Annotated in this window: 18 protein-coding genes and 3 tRNA genes; 18 read left to right on the top strand and 3 right to left on the bottom strand. The window is 57.0% G+C overall.

Annotated elements, in window-relative coordinates; genetic code table 11:
* Positions 1 to 24 precede the first annotated feature (24 nt).
* Entirely contained in the window at positions 25 to 429 is a 405-nt protein-coding gene (locus ACZ9IM_RS09015) for a hypothetical protein (protein WP_008067206.1), read from the top strand.
* Between the two features lie 9 nt (positions 430 to 438).
* Here the strand turns inward: ACZ9IM_RS09015 and ACZ9IM_RS09010 are convergent, their stop codons facing one another.
* Positions 439 to 747: a YhbY family RNA-binding protein gene (locus ACZ9IM_RS09010; protein ID WP_007900503.1), complete on the bottom strand. Its 309-nt coding sequence runs from the start codon at positions 745 to 747 to the stop codon at positions 439 to 441.
* A gap of 101 nt (positions 748 to 848) precedes the next feature.
* Here ACZ9IM_RS09010 and rlmE point away from each other — a divergent pair, with 101 nt between their 5' ends.
* The 16 genes from rlmE (at position 849) to ACZ9IM_RS08930 (ending at position 16485) form a co-directional block, all read left to right on the top strand.
* On the top strand, positions 849 to 1478 hold the full coding sequence (gene rlmE, locus ACZ9IM_RS09005; RefSeq protein WP_007900501.1) for a 23S rRNA (uridine(2552)-2'-O)-methyltransferase RlmE: 630 nt from the start codon (positions 849 to 851) through the stop codon (positions 1476 to 1478).
* A 202-nt stretch (positions 1479 to 1680) separates the two neighbouring features.
* Positions 1681 to 3591, top strand: coding sequence for an ATP-dependent zinc metalloprotease FtsH (gene ftsH, locus ACZ9IM_RS09000; protein WP_030128083.1), 1911 nt, complete (start codon positions 1681 to 1683; stop codon positions 3589 to 3591).
* An 8-nt stretch (positions 3592 to 3599) separates the two neighbouring features.
* Positions 3600 to 4451, top strand: coding sequence for a dihydropteroate synthase (folP, locus tag ACZ9IM_RS08995; RefSeq protein ID WP_476223722.1), 852 nt, complete (start codon positions 3600 to 3602; stop codon positions 4449 to 4451).
* Positions 4452 to 4467: 16 nt separating this feature from the next.
* A complete protein-coding gene (gene glmM / locus ACZ9IM_RS08990) occupies positions 4468 to 5805 on the top strand; it encodes a phosphoglucosamine mutase (protein WP_427628127.1) in 1338 nt (445 codons plus the stop codon).
* 66 nt (positions 5806 to 5871) lie between these two features.
* Entirely contained in the window at positions 5872 to 6627 is a 756-nt protein-coding gene (gene tpiA / locus ACZ9IM_RS08985; RefSeq protein ID WP_427628125.1) for a triose-phosphate isomerase, read from the top strand.
* Positions 6628 to 6631: 4 nt separating this feature from the next.
* Positions 6632 to 7015, top strand: coding sequence for a preprotein translocase subunit SecG (gene secG / locus ACZ9IM_RS08980; protein WP_030128079.1), 384 nt, complete (start codon positions 6632 to 6634; stop codon positions 7013 to 7015).
* Between the two features lie 22 nt (positions 7016 to 7037).
* A tRNA-Leu gene (locus ACZ9IM_RS08975) sits at positions 7038 to 7123 on the top strand.
* Between the two features lie 96 nt (positions 7124 to 7219).
* Positions 7220 to 7296: transfer RNA gene (locus ACZ9IM_RS08970), tRNA-Met, on the top strand.
* Positions 7297 to 7434: 138 nt separating this feature from the next.
* A complete protein-coding gene (gene rimP, locus ACZ9IM_RS08965; protein ID WP_010463487.1) occupies positions 7435 to 7893 on the top strand; it encodes a ribosome maturation factor RimP in 459 nt (152 codons plus the stop codon).
* Between the two features lie 47 nt (positions 7894 to 7940).
* On the top strand, positions 7941 to 9422 hold the full coding sequence (nusA, locus tag ACZ9IM_RS08960; RefSeq protein WP_007900474.1) for a transcription termination factor NusA: 1482 nt from the start codon (positions 7941 to 7943) through the stop codon (positions 9420 to 9422).
* Positions 9423 to 9449: 27 nt separating this feature from the next.
* On the top strand, positions 9450 to 11975 hold the full coding sequence (gene infB, locus ACZ9IM_RS08955; RefSeq protein ID WP_008067212.1) for a translation initiation factor IF-2: 2526 nt from the start codon (positions 9450 to 9452) through the stop codon (positions 11973 to 11975).
* A gap of 159 nt (positions 11976 to 12134) precedes the next feature.
* Complete coding sequence (gene rbfA / locus ACZ9IM_RS08950) at positions 12135 to 12536, top strand: 30S ribosome-binding factor RbfA (protein WP_007900467.1); 402 nt, start codon at positions 12135 to 12137, stop codon at positions 12534 to 12536.
* Between the two features lie 3 nt (positions 12537 to 12539).
* Positions 12540 to 13457, top strand: coding sequence for a tRNA pseudouridine(55) synthase TruB (gene truB / locus ACZ9IM_RS08945; RefSeq protein WP_008067213.1), 918 nt, complete (start codon positions 12540 to 12542; stop codon positions 13455 to 13457).
* A gap of 142 nt (positions 13458 to 13599) precedes the next feature.
* Complete coding sequence (gene rpsO, locus ACZ9IM_RS08940; RefSeq protein WP_003176135.1) at positions 13600 to 13869, top strand: 30S ribosomal protein S15; 270 nt, start codon at positions 13600 to 13602, stop codon at positions 13867 to 13869.
* 195 nt (positions 13870 to 14064) lie between these two features.
* A complete protein-coding gene (gene pnp / locus ACZ9IM_RS08935) occupies positions 14065 to 16170 on the top strand; it encodes a polyribonucleotide nucleotidyltransferase (RefSeq protein WP_052965657.1) in 2106 nt (701 codons plus the stop codon).
* Positions 16171 to 16409: 239 nt separating this feature from the next.
* Positions 16410 to 16485, top strand: a tRNA-Thr gene (locus tag ACZ9IM_RS08930).
* A gap of 8 nt (positions 16486 to 16493) precedes the next feature.
* Here ACZ9IM_RS08930 and ACZ9IM_RS08925 read toward each other — a convergent pair.
* The gene (locus tag ACZ9IM_RS08925) at positions 16494 to 17039 is read right to left on the bottom strand and encodes a hypothetical protein (protein WP_427623416.1); all 546 of its coding nucleotides are present in this window, start codon (positions 17037 to 17039) and stop codon (positions 16494 to 16496) included.
* 302 nt (positions 17040 to 17341) lie between these two features.
* Here ACZ9IM_RS08925 and ACZ9IM_RS08920 point away from each other — a divergent pair, with 302 nt between their 5' ends.
* Positions 17342 to 17647, top strand: a complete 306-nt coding sequence (locus ACZ9IM_RS08920; protein WP_008009657.1) for a DUF6388 family protein — start codon at positions 17342 to 17344, stop codon at positions 17645 to 17647.
* Between the two features lie 50 nt (positions 17648 to 17697).
* Here the strand turns inward: ACZ9IM_RS08920 and nadC are convergent, their stop codons facing one another.
* Positions 17698 to 18546 carry a carboxylating nicotinate-nucleotide diphosphorylase gene (gene nadC / locus ACZ9IM_RS08915; protein ID WP_476223721.1) on the bottom strand — a complete coding sequence of 283 codons (849 nt, stop codon included), beginning with the start codon at positions 18544 to 18546 and terminating at the stop codon, positions 17698 to 17700.
* Between the last annotated feature and the right edge of the window lie 125 nt (positions 18547 to 18671).

Here is an 18671-nt window from a genome sequence, read left to right as displayed (position 1 = left end):
AGGCGCCCGTTACGTGCGGGCGCCATGCTTTGGCAGCTGACCCAAATGTTGTGGGTTGGCGGCCTGTGGCTGTTGCACATCGGTCTGCTGCCGGTGCTGGGACGAATAGGCCTGGCACCGCTGCTGATCGACGAAATTGCAGGCATGCTGAATACGCTGATGGTGGGATTTGCCGCAGCGTGTGTGATTTTTCAGGTTTTGGTGCTGGTTCAGGCCGAGGGCCTTGCCAGTCTATGGCGCGATATTCGTGGGCAACTGCTGCTGATGGCGCTGTATGGGGGCGCGATGTATTTCGCGGTCCACGTCGGCTGGCCGCAGGCGGCGCATTGGCAGCTGTTCAGCTATCTTGTTCTGGGATTTTCCGGGCTGGTGCTGGTGATGCAACCGGTGCCGGGATGGAGTGTGAGGGTGCGCGAAGCACACCCTTGACCCTTGTCATCACTTGAAGCGATGGACGTTCGACAGCTGCTTGTTGACGCTGAAGTTCTTGCGGTAAATCAGTGCCATCTTGCCGATGACTTGAACCAGATCGGCTTTGCCAGCCTTGCAGAGTTCTGCAATGGCTGCCAGGCGCGATTCGCGATCGAGGATGTTGAGCTTGATTTTGATCAGCTCGTGATCCGCCAAAGCGCGTTCAAGTTCGGCTAACACACCTTCAGTCAAACCGTTGTCAGCCACGATCAAAACTGGTTTCAGATGGTGGCCAATGGATTTGTACTGTTTCTTCTGCTCTTGAGTGAGCGGCATAATCTGACCCTTTAGTCTGGATTCTGTAAAATGGCGGCCATTTTACCCGAGGGTTCGTGGATCCGCCCAATTAATCACGACCCTTATCATCGAGGTGCCCAATGGCGCGTTCCAAGACAAGCCTTGGTTGGCTGAAAAGACATGTCAATGATCCCTATGTGAAGCAGGCGCAGAAGGATGGTTACCGCTCGCGTGCGAGTTACAAGCTTCTGGAGGTCCAGGAGAAATACAAGCTGATCCGTCCGGGTATGAGCGTTGTCGACCTGGGTGCGGCGCCCGGCGGCTGGTCGCAGGTCACTAGTCGGCTGATCGGTGGTCAGGGGCGTCTGATCGCCTCGGACATCCTGGAAATGGACAGCATTCCGGACGTGACTTTCATCCAGGGTGACTTCACCCAGGACGAAGTGCTCGCTCAGATCCTTGAAGCCGTGGGTAATTCGCAGGTGGACCTTGTGATTTCCGATATGGCCCCCAATATGAGTGGTACGCCTGAGGTGGACATGCCAAAAGCCATGTTTCTATGTGAGCTGGCTCTTGATCTGGCGGCTCGGATACTCAAGCCGGGTGGTAATTTCGTGATCAAGGTGTTTCAGGGCGAAGGGTTTGATGCTTACGTGAAGGACGCTCGTCAGAAATTCGACAAGGTCCAGATGATCAAGCCGGACTCTTCCCGTGGCAGTTCCCGCGAGCAATACATGCTGGCTTGGGGCTACCGCGGCCGTAGTGAGTAAATCGAGGTTTTTTTGCGGGTCGATAGGATTTTCGTATTTCGCCCCGTGAGCATTAGCGAATATTGTGTAGAAAGTGTTTCACAAAGGGTTACAGACGGCGCCTGCCAGAGCCGTAGGTAATGTAGTAAGTTAGGCCGGTGAATATCATGCGAAGCACGCGCCATTAGCGGAGCTTGCTTCAGAGGGTAGTTAATTGAACGATATGGCAAAGAATCTGATCCTGTGGTTGATCATCGCGGCTGTCCTGGTGACAGTGATGAACAACTTCTCCAGCCCTAACGAGCCGCAGACCCTCAACTATTCCGACTTCATCCAGCAGGTCAAGGATGGCAAGGTCGAGCGCGTAGCAGTTGATGGCTACGTGATTACCGGCAAGCGCAACGATGGCGACAGCTTCAAGACCATTCGTCCGGCAATCCAGGACAATGGCCTGATCGGCGACCTCGTGGATAACCACGTGGTAGTCGAGGGCAAGCAACCTGAACAGCAAAGCATCTGGACTCAGCTCCTGGTCGCAAGCTTCCCGATCCTGGTGATCATCGCCGTATTCATGTTCTTCATGCGGCAGATGCAGGGCGGCGCCGGTGGAAAGGGCGGGCCAATGAGCTTCGGCAAGAGCAAGGCGCGCCTGCTCTCCGAAGATCAGGTGAAAACCACTTTGGCTGACGTTGCCGGTTGCGACGAAGCCAAGGAAGAAGTTGGCGAGCTGGTCGAGTTCCTGCGTGATCCGGGCAAATTCCAGCGTTTGGGCGGTCGCATTCCTCGTGGCGTGCTGATGGTCGGTCCTCCTGGTACTGGTAAAACCTTGATCGCCAAGGCGATTGCCGGCGAAGCCAAAGTGCCGTTCTTCACTATTTCCGGTTCCGATTTCGTCGAAATGTTCGTCGGTGTCGGTGCCAGTCGTGTTCGTGACATGTTCGAGCAGGCGAAGAAGCACGCGCCATGCATCATCTTCATCGATGAAATCGACGCCGTCGGTCGCCACCGTGGTGCCGGCATGGGCGGCGGTCACGACGAGCGCGAACAGACACTCAACCAGTTGCTGGTGGAGATGGACGGCTTCGAAATGAATGACGGCATCATCGTCATTGCAGCAACCAACCGTCCCGACGTACTGGACCCTGCATTGCTGCGTCCGGGTCGTTTCGACCGTCAGGTCGTGGTCGGTCTGCCGGATATCCGTGGTCGCGAGCAGATTCTCAAAGTCCACATGCGCAAAGTGCCAATGGGTGACGACGTCGCTCCGGCCGTGATCGCGCGTGGTACTCCTGGTTTCTCCGGTGCCGACCTGGCCAACCTGGTGAACGAGGCGTCGTTGTTCGCAGCCCGTGCCGGCAAGCGTATCGTCGAGATGAAAGAGTTCGAACTGGCCAAAGACAAGATCATGATGGGTGCCGAGCGCAAATCCATGGTCATGTCCGAGAAAGAGAAGCAGAACACTGCTTATCACGAAGCTGGTCACGCTATCGTCGGTCGCGTCGTACCTGAGCATGATCCGGTCTACAAAGTGTCTATCATCCCGCGCGGTCGTGCGCTCGGTGTGACCATGTTCCTGCCGGAAGAAGATCGCTACAGCCTGTCCAAGCGTGCGCTGATCAGCCAGATCTGCTCGCTGTACGGCGGTCGTATTGCTGAAGAGATGACCCTTGGCTTCGACGGTGTCACCACCGGTGCATCCAACGACATCATGCGTGCCAGCCAGATCGCACGGAACATGGTGACCAAGTGGGGATTGTCGGAGAAACTCGGTCCGTTGATGTACGCCGAAGAAGAGGGCGAAGTGTTCCTCGGTCGTGGCGGCGGTGGTCAACATGCCAGCTTCTCCGGCGAGACAGCCAAACTGATCGACTCCGAAGTACGCAGCATCATTGACCAGTGCTACGGCACGGCCAAACAGATCCTTACGGATAACCGTGACAAGCTTGACGCCATGGCGGATGCCTTGATGAAGTACGAGACGATCGATGCTGATCAGATCGATGACATCATGGCAGGTCGTGCTCCTCGCGAGCCTCGCGACTGGTCTGGCGGTAGTGATACTTCCGGCACGCCTCCGGCGGTGCAGGATGGGCGTCCGGAAACACCCATCGGTGGCCCGGCTGCTGACGTATAAGGTTTGAAATGACTTCTGTTCAGTCCTCGACCCGGTTGCCTTGCGGTAACCGGGTTCTTGATTTGGCCCAGACGCATGTCATGGGCATTCTCAATGTCACTCCCGACTCCTTTTCCGATGGTGGCCAATACAGTCAGCTCGATGCGGCCCTGCGCCACGCCGAGGCGATGGTGGCGGCTGGTGCGACGCTGATCGACGTTGGTGGCGAATCGACCCGGCCCGGTGCCAGGGCGGTTTCCCCCCTTGAAGAGATGGAGCGTGTAGCGCCTGTCGTCGAGCGTATTCATCGTGAACTCGATGTGATTATCTCGGTCGATACCTCCACGCCGGCAGTCATGCGTGAAACCGCAAGGCTGGGGGCGGGTTTGATCAATGATGTGCGTTCGTTGCGTCGAGATGGCGCTCTGGATGCGGCAGCGGCCACCGGCTTGCCGGTATGTCTGATGCATATGCTCGGTGAGCCGGGCGACATGCAGGACAATCCGCACTACCAGGATGTGACGAAAGAGGTCGGCGAGTTTCTCGCTGAGCGCATGGTTCAGTGCGCGTCGGTGGGCATCCCCGCCGAGCGGATCATTCTCGATCCGGGCTTCGGCTTCGCGAAAACCTTGCAGCACAACCTGAGCCTGTTTAAGCGTATGGAGGCCTTGCATGCCTTGGGGCGGCCTCTGTTGGTCGGGGTTTCGCGAAAGAGCATGATCGGGCAAGCCTTGAATCGGCCGGTGGGGGAGCGCCTGTATGGCGGTTTGGCGCTCGCGGCACTGGCTTCAATCAAGGGGGCGCGTATATTGCGCGTCCATGATGTGGCCGAAACCGTCGATGTGGTGCGGATGATCGCCGCCGTAGAATCAGCCGAATAAGAATGATGGAGTACTTATGAGCAAAAAATACTTTGGCACCGACGGCATTCGTGGTCGAGTCGGTCAATACCCGATTACTCCTGATTTCATGCTCAAGCTTGGCTGGGCGGCAGGCATGGCATTTCGTAGCATGGGTGCCTGCAAGGTGCTCGTGGGCAAGGACACTCGGATCTCCGGTTACATGTTCGAATCTGCGCTTGAGGCCGGACTGACCTCGGCAGGTGCTGATGTGATGCTTCTGGGGCCGATGCCGACGCCGGCCATCGCCTATCTGACGCGGACTTTTCATGCCGAAGCCGGCATCGTGATCAGCGCCTCGCACAACCCTCATGACGACAACGGCATCAAGTTTTTCTCCGGGAAGGGCACCAAGCTTCCGGATGAAGTCGAGTTGATGATTGAAGAGTTGCTCGACACCCCGATGACCGTGGTTGAGTCGAGCAAGATCGGCAAGGTGTCGCGAATCAACGATGCCTCGGGCCGTTATATCGAATTCTGCAAGAGCAGCGTTCCTGCCGGCACCAGTTTTACCGGGCTGAAGATCGTGATCGACTGTGCCCACGGTGCGACCTATAAAGTGGCGCCTAGTGTGTTCCGTGAGCTGGGGGCTGAAGTTGTTGTGCTTTCTGCTCATCCTGACGGCCTGAACATCAATGAAAACTGCGGTTCGACCCATATGGAGCCGCTGCAAGCTGCCGTATTGGCCGAGCACGCCGATTTGGGTATTGCCTTTGATGGTGATGGTGACCGGGTTCAGATGGTTGATCACACTGGCGCTGTCGTCGACGGCGACGAGTTGCTGTTCATCATTGCTCGCGATCTGCAAGAGCGCGGCAAGTTGCAGGGCGGAGTGGTCGGTACGTTGATGAGTAACCTGGGGCTGGAATTGGCCTTGGCGGATCTGGCTATTCCTTTTGTGCGCGCCAACGTTGGCGACCGTTACGTGATCTCCGAGTTGCTGGAGCGCGATTGGCAGGTGGGCGGGGAAAACTCGGGGCACATTGTCTGCTTCAGTCATACCACCACCGGTGATGCCATCATTGCTGCGCTGCAGGTGTTGATGGCGCTGAAGAGGCGCGCTGAAGGCCTGGCTCAGTCCCGTCAGGCGTTGCGCAAGTGTCCTCAGGTGCTGATCAATGTCCGGTTTGGCGGTGGTGCGAATCCACTCGAACATCCGACCGTCAAGGAGGCCAGTGATCGTGTCACTCAGGCGATGGCCGGTCGTGGGCGCGTACTTTTACGCAAGTCCGGGACAGAGCCGCTGGTGCGGGTCATGGTCGAGGGTGAGGACGAAACGCAGGTTCGCGGTTACGCCGAAGAGCTGGCAAAACTGGTAACTGAAGTTTCTGTCTGATTTCGGCTTGCCAGCCATGATTGTGTTGGGTAACATCTGCGCCCACTTTGACCGACGAGGTACAGCATGCGTCGCCCTATGGTAGCTGGTAACTGGAAGATGCACGGTACCCGCGCCAGCGTCGCTGAGCTGATCAATGGCCTTAGTCATCTGGCCTTGCCGAGCGGTGTTGATGTCGCGGTATTCCCGTCTTGCTTGCATATCAATCAAGTGATTGATGGCTTGAAAGGTAAGTCGATTTCGGTCGGCGCGCAGAATTCTGCAGTGGAATCCATGCAAGGTGCATTGACCGGTGAAATTGCGCCAAGTCAATTGGTGGATGCAGGTTGTTCCCTGGTGCTTGTCGGGCACTCCGAACGCCGCCAGATAATGGGCGAGCAGGATGGAATGCTGATTCGCAAGTTCGCAGCGGCGCAGGCATGTGGCTTGATTCCGGTGTTGTGCGTAGGGGAAACCCTCGAAGAGCGTGAAGCTGGAAAAACTCTTGAGGTTGTCGGGCGTCAGCTTGGCAGTATCATTGAGGAGCTGGGTGTAGGTGTCTTTGCAAAGGCAGTAATCGCTTACGAGCCGGTCTGGGCCATTGGCACCGGGCTGACTGCTTCGCCGCAACAGGCGCAGGATGTGCACGCAGCCATTCGCGCTCAGTTGGCGGCAGAGAATTCTGAAGTCGCGCAAGGTGTGCGGCTTCTATACGGCGGCAGCGTGAAGGCGGCCAATGCGGTCGAACTGTTCGGCATGCCGGATATCGATGGGGGGCTCATTGGTGGGGCTTCCCTGAATGCAGATGAGTTCGGTGCGATTTGTCGCGCCGCGGGAAACTGAAAAAATGCTGGAAACAGTCGTAGTCGTTTTTCATCTGCTGGGTGCATTGGGCGTAGTTGCTCTGGTTTTGCTGCAGCAGGGTAAAGGTGCGGATGCTGGCGCGTCTTTCGGAGCAGGTGCTTCAAATACTGTGTTCGGAAGCCAAGGTTCCTCTACCTTTCTTAGTAAGTTTACTGCTATACTTGCCGCCGGTTTCTTCATAACCAGCTTGGGGTTAGGTTACTTTGCTAAAGAGAAGGCTCATGAGCTGACTCAAGTAGGTTTGCCAAATCCAGCAGTGTTGGAAGTTCCAAAGCAACAACCGGCTTCTGATGATGTCCCGGTGCTTCAAGAGCAAAAGTCGGCTACTCCAGCGACTGACGTGCCTCCAGCTCAAGAGCAGAAGTAAGAAGGGTTTCAAACGTAGTATTGCCGAGGTGGTGGAATTGGTAGACACGCAACCTTGAGGTGGTTGTGCCCATAGGGTGTAGGGGTTCGAGTCCCCTTCTCGGTACCAATTATCAGGAGAGCCCGCTGTTGCGGGCTTTCTTGTAGGTGGAAGGTTACATTGACCCTGTCAGGGATCGGTCGTATACTTCCGCCCCAGCTTTGTCGCGGGGTGGAGCAGTCTGGTAGCTCGTCGGGCTCATAACCCGAAGGTCGTCGGTTCAAATCCGGCCCCCGCAACCAGTTTAAGGAGCCCCTTTTCAGGGGCTTTTTGTTAGCTGGACACTTTCAACGCCGCTGTTCAACGGCGTTTCAAGGATGGGCGTTTCGCCCATTTTTTTATTTTGCACAGCATGCACATACATGCACGAGGGGGTTCAGGTGTCGAGCAAGCTAGAAGAGTTGCAGGCCTTGCTGGCCCCGGTGGTCGTGGCCCTAGGCTATGAATGCTGGGGTATTGAGTTTTCGGCTCAAGGTCGCCACTCAATGTTGCGCGTTTATATTGATAAAGAGGGCGGCGTGCTGGTGGACGATTGTGCCATCGTCAGCCGTCAGATCAGCGGTGTACTGGATGTTGAAGATCCGATCGCCGTTGAATACACCCTTGAAGTTTCCTCGCCTGGCATGGAACGCCCACTGTTCACTATTGAGCAGTTTGCAAAATTTGCCGGTGAACAAGTGAAGATCAAGCTGCGCTCGCCTTTTGAAGGTCGGCGCAACTTTCAGGGCCTTCTGCGCGGTGTAGAAGAGCAGGACGTTGTGGTGCAGGTTGAAGACCATGAGTTCCTGTTGCCGATCGATATGATCGACAAGGCCAACATTATTCCCAGTTTTGACTGAGACGCGGATCCCGCGGATCCAATGGCTTGCGAAAGGCGAGGCGTACGATGAGCAAAGAAGTACTGCTGGTTGTTGAGTCGGTATCCAATGAAAAGGGCGTACCGGCAAACGTAATTTTTGAAGCGCTGGAGCTGGCTCTGGCCACTGCTACCAAAAAGCGTTTTGAGGACGAAGTCGATCTGCGTGTGGAAATCAATCGCCACACCGGTGCTTACGAGACATTCCGTCGCTGGACGGTTGTCGAAGAAGCAGATCTGGACGATCCGGCCATCGAAACCTGGCCAAGCAAGGTTGCCGAAACGCATCCTGGCGCCAAGGTCGGCGATGTTGTCGAAGAAAAGATCGAATCCATCGAGTTCGGCCGCATTGCTGCACAGACTGCCAAGCAAGTCATCGTGCAGAAAGTTCGCGAAGCCGAGCGTGCTCAAGTCGTCGACGCCTACCGCGAGCGCCTGGGGGAAATCATCTCCGGCACCGTGAAGAAAGTCACCCGCGACAACGTGATCGTCGACCTGGGCAATAACGCTGAAGCGTTGCTGGCCCGTGAAGACATCATTTCTCGCGAAACCTTCCGGGTTGGCGTGCGTCTGCGTGCGCTGCTCAAGGAAATCCGCACCGAGAACCGCGGCCCTCAGTTGATCCTGTCGCGTACCGCGCCGGAAATGCTGATCGAGTTGTTCCGCATCGAAGTGCCGGAAATCGCTGAAGGCCTGATCGAAGTAATGGCTGCGTCCCGTGACCCGGGTTCGCGCGCCAAGATCGCGGTCCGCTCCAAGGACAAACGCATTGACCCGCAAGGCGCTTGCATCGGTATGCGCGGTTCGCGCGTCCAGGCAGTGTCCGGCGAGTTGGGCGGTGAGCGTGTGGATATCGTCCTGTGGGACGATAACCCGGCGCAGTTCGTGATCAATGCAATGTCGCCGGCTGAAGTGGCGGCAATTATCGTTGACGAAGATGCCCATGCAATGGACATCGCCGTTGGCGCAGACAATCTTGCTCAGGCCATCGGTCGCGGTGGTCAGAACGTGCGTCTGGCTAGCCAGTTGACTGGCTGGACCCTGAACGTGATGACCGAATCGGACATCCAGGCTAAGCAGCAAGCAGAAACCGGCGACATCCTGCGCAACTTCATCGACGAGCTGGAAGTCGACGAAGACCTGGCACAGGTGCTGGTAGATGAAGGCTTTACCAGCCTGGAAGAGATTGCCTACGTACCGTTGGAAGAAATGCTCAACATCGACGGCTTTGACGAAGAAACCGTCAACGAGCTTCGCGCTCGCGCCAAGGATCGTTTGTTGACTAAAGCCATCGCTACTGAGGAAAAGCTGGCAGACGCCCATCCGGCCGAAGACCTGCTCTCGCTTGAGGGTATGGACAAGGATTTGGCGATGGAACTGGCGGTGCGCGGCGTAATTACCCGCGAAGACCTGGCCGAGCAGTCTATTGACGACCTGCTCGACATCGACGGCATTGACGATGATCGTGCCGGCAAGTTGATCATGGCCGCCCGAGCCCATTGGTTCGAGTAATTAGGCGCGGCCTGAGGAGAGAAGTGCATGACGCAAGTCACGGTGAAACAACTGGCCGATGAGGTCAAAACACCGGTAGAGCGCCTGTTGCAGCAGATGCGTGAGGCAGGTCTGCCGCACACCGCCGCCGATGAAGGTGTGAGCGATAGTGAGAAGCAGTCTTTGCTGACTCACTTGAAGAGCAGCCACAAGGCGAAAGTGGAAGAACCGCGCAAGATTACATTGCAGCGCAAAACCACCAGCACCCTGCGTGTTGCTGGTAGCAAGAGCATCAGCGTTGAAGTACGCAAGAAGAAAGTCTTCGTACAACGCAGCCCGGAAGAAATCGAAGCCGAGCGCAAACGCGAACTGGAAGAACGCCGCGCAGTAGAAAATGCTGCACGTCAGAAGGCTGAAGAAGAAGCCAAGCGTCGCGCCGAAGAAGAAGCGCGTCGCCAGCCTGCTGCTGCGCAAACCGCTACTAACGACGCCGTTGCAGCGCCAGCTGCAGTTGCCGAACCAGTACGTGAAAGCGCGCCGGTTGTTGCAGCTGCACCAGCACCTGCGGCCGACACTCGCAAACGCGACGAACAGCGTCGTCCGGACAAACCACGTGCCGACGATACCAATCGTCGTGGCAGTGGCGATGGCGAGCGCAAAAACGCTCCGCATCGTGCTTCGGTCAAGGAAAAAGCGCCTGCTCCACGTGTTGCGCCACGTACTACCGACGAAGAAAGCGATGGCTTCCGTCGTGGTGGTCGCGGCAAGGCCAAGCTGAAGAAACGCAACGCCCACGGTTTCCAGAGCCCAACCGGCCCTGTTGTGCGCGAAGTGAAGATCGGCGAGACCATCACTGTTGGCGATCTCGCCCAGCAGATGTCGGTCAAGGCTGCTGAAATCATCAAGTTCATGTTCAAACTGGGTACTCCAGCGACCATCAACCAGGTACTGGATCAGGAAACTGCCCAACTGGTTGCCGAAGAGCTGGGCCACAAAGTGACCCTGGTCAGCGACACCGCCCTGGAAGATTCCCTGGCCGAGTCCCTGAAGTTTGAAGGTGAAGCGTTCTCCCGTGCACCGGTTGTGACCGTAATGGGCCACGTTGACCATGGTAAGACCTCGCTGCTCGACTACATCCGTCGTGCCAAGGTAGCTGCTGGCGAAGCCGGTGGTATCACCCAGCACATCGGTGCGTACCACGTTGAAACCGAACGCGGCATGGTCACCTTCCTCGACACCCCTGGTCACGCCGCGTTTACCGCCATGCGTGCCCGTGGTGCCAAGGCGACCGACATCGTGATCCTGGTGGTTGCAGCGGACGACGGCGTAATGCCGCAGACCGTTGAAGCCGTTCAGCACGCCAAGGCTGCTGGTGTTCCGCTGGTTGTTGCAGTGAACAAAATCGACAAGCCGGGCGCCGATCTCGATCGCATCCGTAGTGAATTGTCGGTTCACGGCGTGACCTCGGAAGAGTGGGGCGGCGACACCCCGTTCGTATCTGTTTCGGCGAAAGTCGGTACTGGCGTGGACGAGTTGCTCGAAGCTGTTCTGCTGCAAGCTGAAGTTCTCGAACTGAAAGCGACCCCTTCGGCTCCTGGCCGTGGCGTTGTGGTTGAATCGCGTCTCGACAAAGGTCGTGGCCCGGTTGCAACCGTTCTGGTTCAAGACGGTACCCTGCGCCAAGGCGACATGGTGCTGGTCGGTTCGAACTATGGCCGCGTTCGCGCCATGCTCGACGAGAACGGCAAGCCAATCAAGGAAGCCGGTCCTTCCATCCCTGTCGAGATTCTCGGCCTGGACGGTACCCCGGACGCTGGCGACGAGATGAGCGTTGTTGCCGACGAGAAGAAAGCCCGTGAAGTGGCTCTGTTCCGTCAAGGCAAGTTCCGCGAAGTCAAACTGGCCCGTGCTCACGCTGGCAAGCTTGAAAACATCTTCGAGAACATGGGTCAGGAAGAGAAGAAGACGCTCAACATCGTCCTCAAATCCGACGTCCGTGGTTCGCTGGAAGCGTTGAACGGTGCCTTGAATGGCCTGGGTAACGACGAAGTGCAAGTGCGTGTGGTCGGTGGCGGTGTCGGTGGTATCACCGAATCCGACGCCAACCTGGCACTGGCCTCCAACGCTGTACTGTTCGGCTTCAACGTGCGTGCCGATGCTGGCGCTCGCAAGATCGTCGAGCAGGAAGGTCTGGATATGCGTTACTACAACGTGATCTACGACATCATCGAAGACGTCAAGAAAGCCCTCACCGGTATGCTGGGCAGCGATGTTCGCGAGAACATCCTGGGTACCGCTGAAGTGCGTGACGTGTTCCGTTCGCCGAAGTTTGGCGCGATCGCCGGTTGCATGGTTATCGAAGGTGTTGTTCACCGTAACCGTCCAATCCGTGTACTGCGTGAAGACATCGTTATCTTCGAAGGCGAGCTGGAATCCCTGCGCCGCTTCAAGGATGACGCTTCCGAAGTACGTGCCGGCATGGAATGCGGTATCGGCGTGAAGAGCTACAACGACGTCAAGGTCGGCGACAAGATCGAAGTCTTCGAGAAGGTGCAGGTTGCTCGCAGCCTCTAACTCGCGCACTTCAAGGGCCACGATGAGCCGCCGCATGCAGATGCGCGGCGCAACGTCCGGACTCTAAACGCAACGCCCGGTCTGGCTTTTGTCAGGCCGGGCGTTTGCCGCTTTCAGACCCCTCGGGTTTCACCGTGGGGCAGTAACAGGTAACAAGACATGGCAAAAGAATACAGCCGTACCCAACGTATCGGCGATCAGATGCAGCGTGAGCTGGCACAGCTGATCCGTCGTGAAGTCAAAGACCCGCGCGTCGGTCTGGTCACCATTACCGCTGTTGAAGTCAGCCGTGACGTCGGTCACGCCAAGATCTTCATCACCGTGATGGGTCAGGACAGCCGCGACGACATCGCGCAAAGCATCAAGGTGCTCAACTCCGCCGCAGGTTTCCTGCGTATGCAGTTGGCTCGCGAAATGAAGTTGCGCAGCGTTCCGCAGTTGCACTTCCATTACGACGAAAGCGTCGTTCGTGGCGCGCACCTGTCGGCCCTGATCGAGCGTGCGGTGGCTGAAGACAATCAGCACCCGGTAGCGGCTGAACCCGAAGACGCCAAGGAGTAATCGGTGGCTCAGGTCAAACGTATCCGTCGTAACGTCAGCGGCATCATCCTGCTCGACAAGCCGCTGGGGTTCACCTCCAACGCGGCATTGCAGAAGGTTCGCTGGTTGCTCAATGCCGAGAAGGCCGGGCACACAGGCAGTCTCGATCCGCTGGCCACCGGCGTGCTGCCGTTGTGCTTTGGCGAGGCCACCAAGTTCTCGCAATACCTGCTCGATTCCGACAAGGCTTATGAAACCCTGGCGCAACTGGGCAAGACCACCACCACGGCCGATGCCGAAGGTGAAGTTTTGCTGGAACGCCCGGTGACCGTTGGTCGCGCCGATATCGAAGCTGTGCTGCCGAAATTTCGTGGGCAAATCAGTCAGATACCGCCGATGTACTCGGCGCTCAAGCGTGATGGGCAGCCGCTGTACAAGCTGGCCCGTGCAGGCGAAGTAGTGGAGCGCGAACCGCGTTCTGTTACTATTGCGCGCTTGGAATTACTGGCCTTTGAGGGTGATACTGCGCGGCTTGCGGTGGATTGCAGCAAAGGCACCTATATCCGCACCCTGGTGGAGGATATCGGTGAGCAACTCGGTTGTGGCGCTTACGTGGCTGAATTGCGACGTACCCAGGCCGGGCCTTTCACGCTTGCACAGACCGTCACTCTGGAGGAGCTTGAAGCGGTACATGCCGAAGGCGGCAACGAAGCGGTCGACCGCTTCCTGATGCCATCGGACAGCGGCCTGCTGGACTGGCCACTGTTGCATTTCTCGGAGCACAGCGCGTTCTACTGGCTTAACGGCCAACCGGTACGTGCCCCGGATGCACCGAAGTTCGGCATGGTACGGGTACAGGATCACAATGGTCGTTTCATCGGTATCGGTGAAGTGAGCGAAGACGGGCGCATCGCGCCACGTCGACTGATTCGGTCAGAATGACCGAAACCGGCCTGTGTAACAGCAGGTCGGCGAGTGTGGCTGTTAACAGGCACGGTCACTACTCATTTATAGATACAGGGATTTGTCCCTGGCCTGTTGAAGCTGTTTCTTTGAAACAGTTTCCTGATAAAAGGATTGCCTCATGGCTCTCGACGTTCAAGAAAAAGCTCAAATCGTAGCTGACTACCAGCAAGCTGTTGGTGACACTGGTTCGCCAGAAGTGCAAGTTGCACTGCTGACCCACAACATCAACAAGCTGCAAGGTCACTTCAAGGCCAACGGTAAAGATCACCACTCCCGTCGTGGTCTGATCCGCATGGTAAACCAGCGCCGTAAGCTGCTGGACTACCTGAAAGGCAAGGATCTGGGCCGTTACCAGGCTCTGATCGGTCGCCTGGGTCTGCGTCGCTAATAAGCGATTGCGCTAGAGGTTGGTTGTCTGTCGTGCGTCAGTGGGTCTCCCGCTGGCGCATGTCAGGCTCCCAGCCTCAAGTTTTATCTGGATAGTCGTTTTACCCTGGACAGGCGTTGGGCCGATTCCCGACATTGCCCAAGAATTTCGCAAGAAGACAAGTTCCCCAAGAGCCACAAAAGAAGGTAGGACACCGTGAACCCGGTAATCAAAAAATTCCAGTTCGGTCAGTCGACCGTTACCCTCGAGACTGGCCGTATCGCCCGTCAGGCCTCCGGCGCAGTATTGGTCACCGTTGACGATGACGTCAGCGTATTGGTGACTGTAGTCGGTGCCAAACAAGCCGATCCAGGCAAGGGCTTCTTCCCTCTGTCCGTTCACTACCAGGAAAAGACTTACGCTGCCGGTAAGATCCCTGGCGGTTTCTTCAAGCGTGAAGGCCGTCCTTCCGAGAAAGAAACCCTGACTTCCCGACTGATCGACCGTCCGATCCGTCCGCTGTTCCCAGAAGGCTTCATGAACGAAGTGCAGGTTGTCTGCACCGTCGTTTCCACCAGCAAAAAGACCGATCCGGACATCGCTGCGATGATCGGTACCTCGGCTGCGCTGGCCATCTCCGGCATTCCTTTCGATGGCCCGATCGGTGCTGCCCGCGTTGCGTTCCATGAAAGCACCGGTTACCTGCTGAACCCGACTTACGAACAACTGAAAGCTTCGAGCCTGGACATGGTCGTTGCCGGTACTTCGGAAGCCGTGTTGATGGTTGAATCGGAAGCCAAAGAGCTGACCGAAGACCAGATGCTGGGCGCAGTACTGTTTGCTCACGACGAGTTCCAGGTGGTAATCAACGCCGTTAAAGAACTGGCCGCTGAAGCCGCCAAGCCAACCTGGACCTGGGCTCCTCAGCCAGAAGCCACCGCACTGCTGGGCGCTATCCGTGCCGAGTTCGGCGAAGCGATCTCCCAGGCTTACACCATCACCGTCAAAGCCGACCGTTATGCACGTCTGGGCGAGCTGAAAGACCAGGTTGTTGCCAACCTGTCCGGTGAAGAAGGTCAGCCGACCTCCGCTGAAGTCAAAGCGGCTTTCGGTGAAATCGAATACCGCACCGTTCGCGAAAACATCGTTAACGGCAAGCCACGTATCGACGGTCGCGACACCAAGACTGTACGTCCGCTGAACATCGAAGTCGGCGTTCTGCCGAAGACCCACGGTTCGGCACTGTTCACCCGTGGCGAAACCCAGGCCCTGGTAGTCGCGACTCTGGGTACTGCCCGTGACGCACAGCTGCTGGACACCCTGGAAGGCGAGAAAAAAGACCCGTTCATGCTGCACTACAACTTCCCTCCGTTCTCGGTAGGTGAGTGTGGTCGCATGGGTGGCGCTGGTCGTCGCGAAATCGGTCACGGCCGTCTGGCCCGTCGTTCGGTTCAGGCGATGCTGCCTGCTGCCGACGTGTTCCCGTACACCATTCGTGTGGTGTCGGAAATCACCGAGTCCAACGGTTCGAGCTCCATGGCTTCGGTCTGCGGTGCTTCTCTGGCTCTGATGGATGCCGGCGTTCCGATGAAGGCACCGGTTGCCGGTATCGCCATGGGTCTGGTTAAAGAAGGCGAGAAATTCGCCGTCCTGACCGACATCCTGGGCGACGAAGATCACCTCGGCGACATGGACTTCAAAGTAGCCGGTACCGCCAAAGGTGTTACCGCGCTGCAGATGGACATCAAGATCAAGGGCATCACCGAAGAAATCATGGAAATCGCTCTGGGCCAAGCCCTGGAAGCGCGCCTGAATATCCTTGGTCAGATGAACCAGATCATTGGCCAGTCGCGTACCGAGCTGTCGGAAAACGCTCCGACCATGATCGCGATGAAAATCGACACCGACAAAATCCGTGATGTCATCGGTAAAGGCGGCGCGACCATTCGTGCGATCTGTGAAGAAACCAAGGCTTCGATCGACATCGAAGACGACGGTTCGATCAAGATCTTCGGCGAAACCAAAGAAGCTGCAGAAGCTGCACGTCAGCGCGTTCTGGGCATCACCGCAGAAGCCGAGATCGGCAAGATCTACGTCGGTAAGGTTGAGCGCATCGTCGATTTCGGCGCATTCGTCAACATCCTGCCGGGCAAGGACGGTCTGGTTCACATCTCGATGCTGAGCGATGCTCGCGTTGAGAAAGTGACCGACATCCTGAAAGAAGGCCAGGAAGTGGAAGTACTGGTACTGGACGTGGACAACCGCGGCCGTATCAAGCTGTCCATCAAAGACGTAGCAGCAGCCAAGGCTTCGGGTGTTTAATCACTCCCACGCCTGACCGCTTCAACGTTATAAAAAATGCCCCGCCGTGAAAACGGCGGGGCATTTTTTTGTGTGCAGGAAGATCAAAAGATCGCAGCCTGCGGCAGCTCCTACACGAGATTGTGTTCAACCACGATATGGCGGCGTACATCGAATCTGTAGGAGCTGCCGAAGGCTGCGATCTTTTTGCGGTGCGTGAAGTTGCCTGACCCCGAAGCCGGTGCTAGGTTTAGCCCACAGCCCGTGTAGCTCAGCCGGTAGAGCAGCGCACTCGTAACGCGAAGGTCGCAGGTTCGATTCCTGTCTCGGGCACCACTTCTCGCTTATTTCACCTTTCTGCTCAGATCCTCAACGGTGCGTTTGAGCTGATCCATCGCGCGATCCTGATCGCTGATCTCCCGTTTGAGACTGGAGATTTCGCTGTTGTTCGAGCTTGAGCTGGAGCCGCTATTGCGCTTTAGCTCTTCTACTTGCTTGCCAAGGTTGTTCAGATCGCGCTCCTGCTCATTGACCGTGCGCTTGAGATCGTCAATCTCCTTGCTGCTGGAGCTTGAGCTGGAGCCGCTGTTGCGCTTTAGCTCTTCGATCTGACGGGCCTGCTCGCTGAGGGTGCGCTTCTGGCTTTCCAGCTCCATGGCATTGGCCTTCACGGTTTTTTGCAGGTTTTCCAGATCATCGATGCTGACGCTGGTTCTGACGAGTGTGTCCTTGCCGAATGAATTGTGGAGGGCGGAGATTTTGTCGGAGTACAACGCAGGGTCAGAGGTGACTTCGACAGCCGCTTGAGCGGTACTGGCCAATGTCAGGCTGCCAAGCAGCAGGGTAGCGGTGGCAAGCTGGGCAGGCAAAAGCTTCGAAAAACTGCGCATCACTGAGGTTCCTTGTGAAGTGCCGATATGGCACATCGCTATGACTTTGGATCTCGACTTATGTTCCTAAAGCCTCCTGCACCTTATGCGCGTGGCTTTTTATGGGATAGATGCAAAGACCCGTGTAAATCATCGACAAAACGTCCTATATTCGTTGTCTGCATGAGCATCGCCCAGCAGTTTTCAGATGATCCCGAATGGTTCTGAAGGCCAGACAAACCGGGCTTCAAACGGTTTTTTGCGTCAGAGAGATCCTTGATGATCCAGATCCATCTTCCATTCCCCAGATCAGCGAGAACGCCATGACCGTTAAAGAATTGACCCAAGAAGCCAGACACGAAGAAGCCCTGAAAAAGTACGCGCTAGACGCGCACGAGTTGATGGAAGAGATCAAGGACTTGCCCGCCGATGATCAGAAAGACCAGATCCAGTGGGCGTTCGAGGATGAGGCGGAAGCTCAGGGCTTGCAGCCGTGGGAGCTGACGCTCAAGTACACCTCAAGCCCGGAAGAGTACGAGGCGGCGCGCCTGGCGCTGCACAAGGAGGCGGCTGAGGTATTGGGCGTCGAGTGGGAAGAGTACTGCGAGATGAACAATCTGGTGGTCTAAAAAAAATGCCAGCCTTCATCAGGCTGGCATTCTTTATATCAAAGGCGTGATCAGAGACTCAGTCGCATCGACAGGTCCACAGCCTTCACATCCTTGGTCATCGCACCAATCGAAATATAATCCACCCCGGTTTCGGCAATTGGCAGCAGCGTGCTTTCGTTGATCCCGCCGCTAGCCTCCAGTTTTGCCTTGCCGGCGTTCAAGCGCACGGCTTCGCGCATTTCATCCAGGCTCAGTTCATCGAGCATGATGATGTCGGCGCCCGCCGCCAGTGCTTCCTTCAGCTCCGCCAGGTTTTCCACTTCGATCTCCACCGGTTTGCCCGGGGCGATCTTGTGCGCGGCTGCGATAGCCTCAGGAATGCCACCGCAGGCGGCGATATGGTTTTCCTTGATCAGGAAGGCGTCATACAGGCCGATGCGGTGGTTGTGGCAACCGCCGCAGGTCACGGCGTATTTCTGGGCCAGGCGCAGCCCCGGCAGGGTTTTGCGGGTGTCGAGCAACTTCACCTGGGTCTCGGCGACGAAATTGGCCAGGTACTGCGCGCGAGTGGCCACGCCGGACAGCAATTGCAGGAAATTAAGAGCACTGCGCTCACCCGTCAGCAGCGAGCGCGCCGGCCCTTCGAGATGGAATAGCACCTGATTGGGTTTCACCCGTTCGCCGTCGCGCACTTGCCAATGAACGGCAACCCGAGGGTCCAATTGCCGGAAAACCGCATCCACCCACGCGGTGCCAGCAATGACAGCCTCATCGCGGGTGATGATGGTGGCTTTGGCCAGGCGTTCGGCCGGGATCAGTTGCGCGGTGATGTCGCCGCTGCCGATGTCCTCGAGCAACGCACGGCGCACGTTGGCTTCGATTTCGGCGGTCAAATCGGCGAGACGTAGATTCGGCATAACGGGCTCCACAAACAAAGTGGCCCGATTATAGGGCCATGGTGCGAGGCAACCCAAGGCATCAACGTCCATTCCATCGTTCGCCCACCTGCATTTGGTCGATTCGTGCGAGCAATCGGTGTTAA

Source organism: Pseudomonas sp. TE12508 (assembly GCF_056279485.1).
This window is presented reverse-complemented; position numbering and strand designations above follow the sequence as displayed.